2 protein-coding genes and 2 pseudogenes are annotated in these 3,092 nt (G+C 33.0%); 3 read left to right on the top strand and 1 reads right to left on the bottom strand.

Features of this window, described 5'->3' with window-relative positions:
• Positions 1–127 (top strand): annotated as a pseudogene (locus ACEWB7_RS17055) (IS5/IS1182 family transposase); the annotation flags it as partial.
• A gap of 203 nt (positions 128–330) precedes the next feature.
• On the opposite strand, the gene ACEWB7_RS17050 reads toward ACEWB7_RS17055, so the two are convergent.
• Positions 331–1,461 carry a hypothetical protein gene (locus tag ACEWB7_RS17050; protein WP_411580990.1) on the bottom strand — a complete coding sequence of 377 codons (1,131 nt, stop codon included), beginning with the start codon at positions 1,459–1,461 and terminating at the stop codon, positions 331–333.
• 522 nt (positions 1,462–1,983) lie between these two features.
• Between ACEWB7_RS17050 and ACEWB7_RS17045 the strand changes: the two genes are divergently transcribed.
• Both ACEWB7_RS17045 and ACEWB7_RS17040 read left to right on the top strand, forming a co-directional pair.
• Positions 1,984–2,661 carry a metallophosphoesterase gene (locus tag ACEWB7_RS17045; RefSeq protein WP_411580989.1) on the top strand — a complete coding sequence of 226 codons (678 nt, stop codon included), beginning with the start codon at positions 1,984–1,986 and terminating at the stop codon, positions 2,659–2,661.
• 26 nt (positions 2,662–2,687) lie between these two features.
• A pseudogene (locus ACEWB7_RS17040) lies at positions 2,688–2,966 on the top strand (LysR family transcriptional regulator); the annotation flags it as partial.
• Between the last annotated feature and the right edge of the window lie 126 nt (positions 2,967–3,092).

The raw sequence follows: 3,092 nt of genomic DNA, 5'->3' as shown, positions 1-3,092 counted from the left end.
CGAACACATTAACAGTCAATTGAAAAGATTTAGAATACTAAGTGAACGCTATCGAAATAGACGGAAAAGATTCGGTTTACGCATTAACTTAATCGCTGCACTGGTAAACCGGATGAACTTGCAATAATGACTTTCGCAAGAGATCTATTATATTAATGCCTTTAATAAATTAATAAAAATAGCTTCTAAAATCTTAGAAGCTATAATCGATTTGTCTACTAGATTTAAATAAATAGGGTTATAAAATTTACTTGCATGCCTGAGGTTAATAGCTCACGAATTACTTCTAATATCTGAATCTCTTTATGAAAGAATGATAAAATGCTTTACTCAAGAAACAAGGGACAGACTCTTGATAATATTTGAGATTTCTTCACTGAGAAGGATATCTACATCATTATTTCCATAAGCATTTAACTGTTTTTTCTCTACGGTAAACAGATCTTTAAGTATTTTAATGGTCAATGTATTTTGAGAGGAAGTAGAAAGTCGAAATATAGCCTCTTCCAATACTGTATTTAACTTTTTGATCTCCTTGTCATCATGATTCTGTGTTATTGAAACTAGATATGCACGATATAGGATCGCAATAGTATTTTTATATTTCATATATGCGTGCATATTGACTTTTCCACGTTGATGGGAAGACATAATCATGTCTTTACATATGATCTTTTGATTTGATAGGTCAAAATCAGCGTGAGTAAGTAAATCCCGAATTTCACGTTGAATATGGGATTTGTTAAAATAAGGAAGGCTGGTTTCTATTGCTCTCTTAAGATTCTTGGCAGTTAAATCGACCTTCTCATTAGCTAGACTTGAAAAATCATAACCCTTTGAAGCCTCTGCATATACCAAAGCGTTACTACGTGTCATCATTGTAAGGGCTGACCAGAATTGATAATTTATCTCAGCCCTAAGTTCAGCACTTAGATTGAGAGCTACGTAGTTTTTATAAACATAAACAATATCATCAAGATTCTTTAAAAGTTCAGAGGCAACTGCTACTTCAGACTTAACAGGATTAGGATTAAATTCAATTCCAATCATGGAAGAAATTAAAAAGCCGAAGAGGCGAGCCATATCTTGGTTTCCAATGATAGACTCATAGCTATATTCTTGAGCAAAAGTATCCATGGCAGTTTGAGCCAATGCTTCATATAAATGTGAATCCTGTACGGGACTCAATTTACCTTTGTTAGTTACAGAAACATCAGGGTGTATAAAGCTAGTAAATAAACCTGATGTAATATTAAATTCGACATCAGATTTAAGTAACTCGTTCATCATAAGAACACGAATAAAATATTTTGTATTTTTTATATTTCTGTTGGTTGGTACTAAGCTGATCATGGCATAGGTAAATTTTGGATCACCTGTTTCCATGTAAGAGACATTTTCAACCTGATAAGGATGGCGATAATTCTTAAGTGGCTTTAGCTTGAATTTAGGCTCTAACATAATGATTACAGGTTGTCTCAGAACTTTGGTATGAATATAAAGATGGAGATGCAATATCAATTGAATTATGCGTTTATTATCCATATTGATGCAACATCAATACAATGATTTTATATCAAGTTTTTCGCTTTAGAATTATGGAAATGAACAGGGTATGACTCTAAATCTATAACAATGAAAGGGTAAAAGTTTGAAATTTAAGGTAAGGAAAATAAATATGAAGATTACTAAAGTATTTTCAAACGGGCCAAGGTTGGAATGTTATGTTACATGGAATATATTGCTTTAATAGAAATAAGATTGTTACTAAAAGGTTTGGTTGTGGTGTCTTGGTTTTAACGGTTAAAAATTCTTGGGACGTTATGGTAGATGCAATTAATGAGTTTGAAGAGGGATTTCAATTAGAACGTGCGGATTAGAGAGAGCAAAATTATTGGGAGAATTCATGAAATATCCATTTAGCTGTAACTATTGTATATAGGTTACTGAATTAGTTAAGTATTTTAAGATAGATATTAAAAAATGTGTGTTCTAAAGATTAGTAATATAAAATTTAAATCATGTTTTATTGTTGGAGATCTCCATGGCTGCTATAGCCTATTGATGCAAAAATTAAAAACAATAAATTTCAATTTTGATAATGATTTACTCATTTGTACAGGGGACCTGATTGATCGAGGTAATGAAAATTTTGAGTGTATTTCTTTACTAGAGGAGCCATGGTTTCGTACTGTGCGTGGAAATCATGAAGAGATGTGTATTAAAGGTCAATATGACACTAAGATTAGAGAAATACATATACGAAATGGAGGGGAGTGGTTTTACGCGTTACCTCTCCAAAAGCAACTAGAAATTAGCAATCACTTTATGGAATTGCCTGTAGTCATAGAAATTGAATTGGAAAGGAAAAAGATTGGTATTGTTCATGCTGACATTGATATCCATGACTGGAATATCTTTAAGCATGACATTTCTAAAGGTGACTATAAAATACCAGGGATCACATCATCATATTCAAACGCACTCTGGGGTAGGGGGCGAATACGTAACTACTCAAATCAATATGATATTGTAGATAATATCGATGAAGTCTATTTAGGTCATACGATCGTAAAAGAACATACTCAAATTGATAATTGCCATTATATTGATGTAGGATCATCTTTTACTTCTAAGCTTTGTATTGTAAAAGTTCAATAAAGATTTGCTGCGGAGTGCGGGGGTACGCCTCGAAATTGTGTATGGCACAACCTCCTTTAACGCGTCAAATTAAAAATTTAGAGGCTGAACTAGGGGTAATATTATTTGAACGTGGAATACGTCCAGTAAAAAAAACAGAAGTAGGACAATATTTTTATCAGTATGCTGCTCAGATATTAACCTTGTCAGCACATGCTAAATCAATGGTAAATAGATATAAAGTAACCGATAGAACAGTACGAATAGGATATGTAAGCTCTTTGTTTTACTGGAAACTACCAGAATTAATTGATTATCTAAGAAGGGCTTTGTTGCACAAAGATTTGAAATGCAAAGCGCCCCTAATTGAGCCAAATTTAAGGCGTAACTTGGGTAAGTGATCGACCTAATTCCGTAAATCGGTTGAGGACTGCTACACGTGCATGAATTTC

It is taken from the genome of Acinetobacter sp. NIOH-H-8, assembly GCF_046635365.1.
In the GTDB taxonomy this organism is placed as follows: domain Bacteria; phylum Pseudomonadota; class Gammaproteobacteria; order Pseudomonadales; family Moraxellaceae; genus Acinetobacter.
Note: the sequence above shows the minus strand (reverse complement) of the source record. Positions and strands in the feature narration are given on the sequence as shown.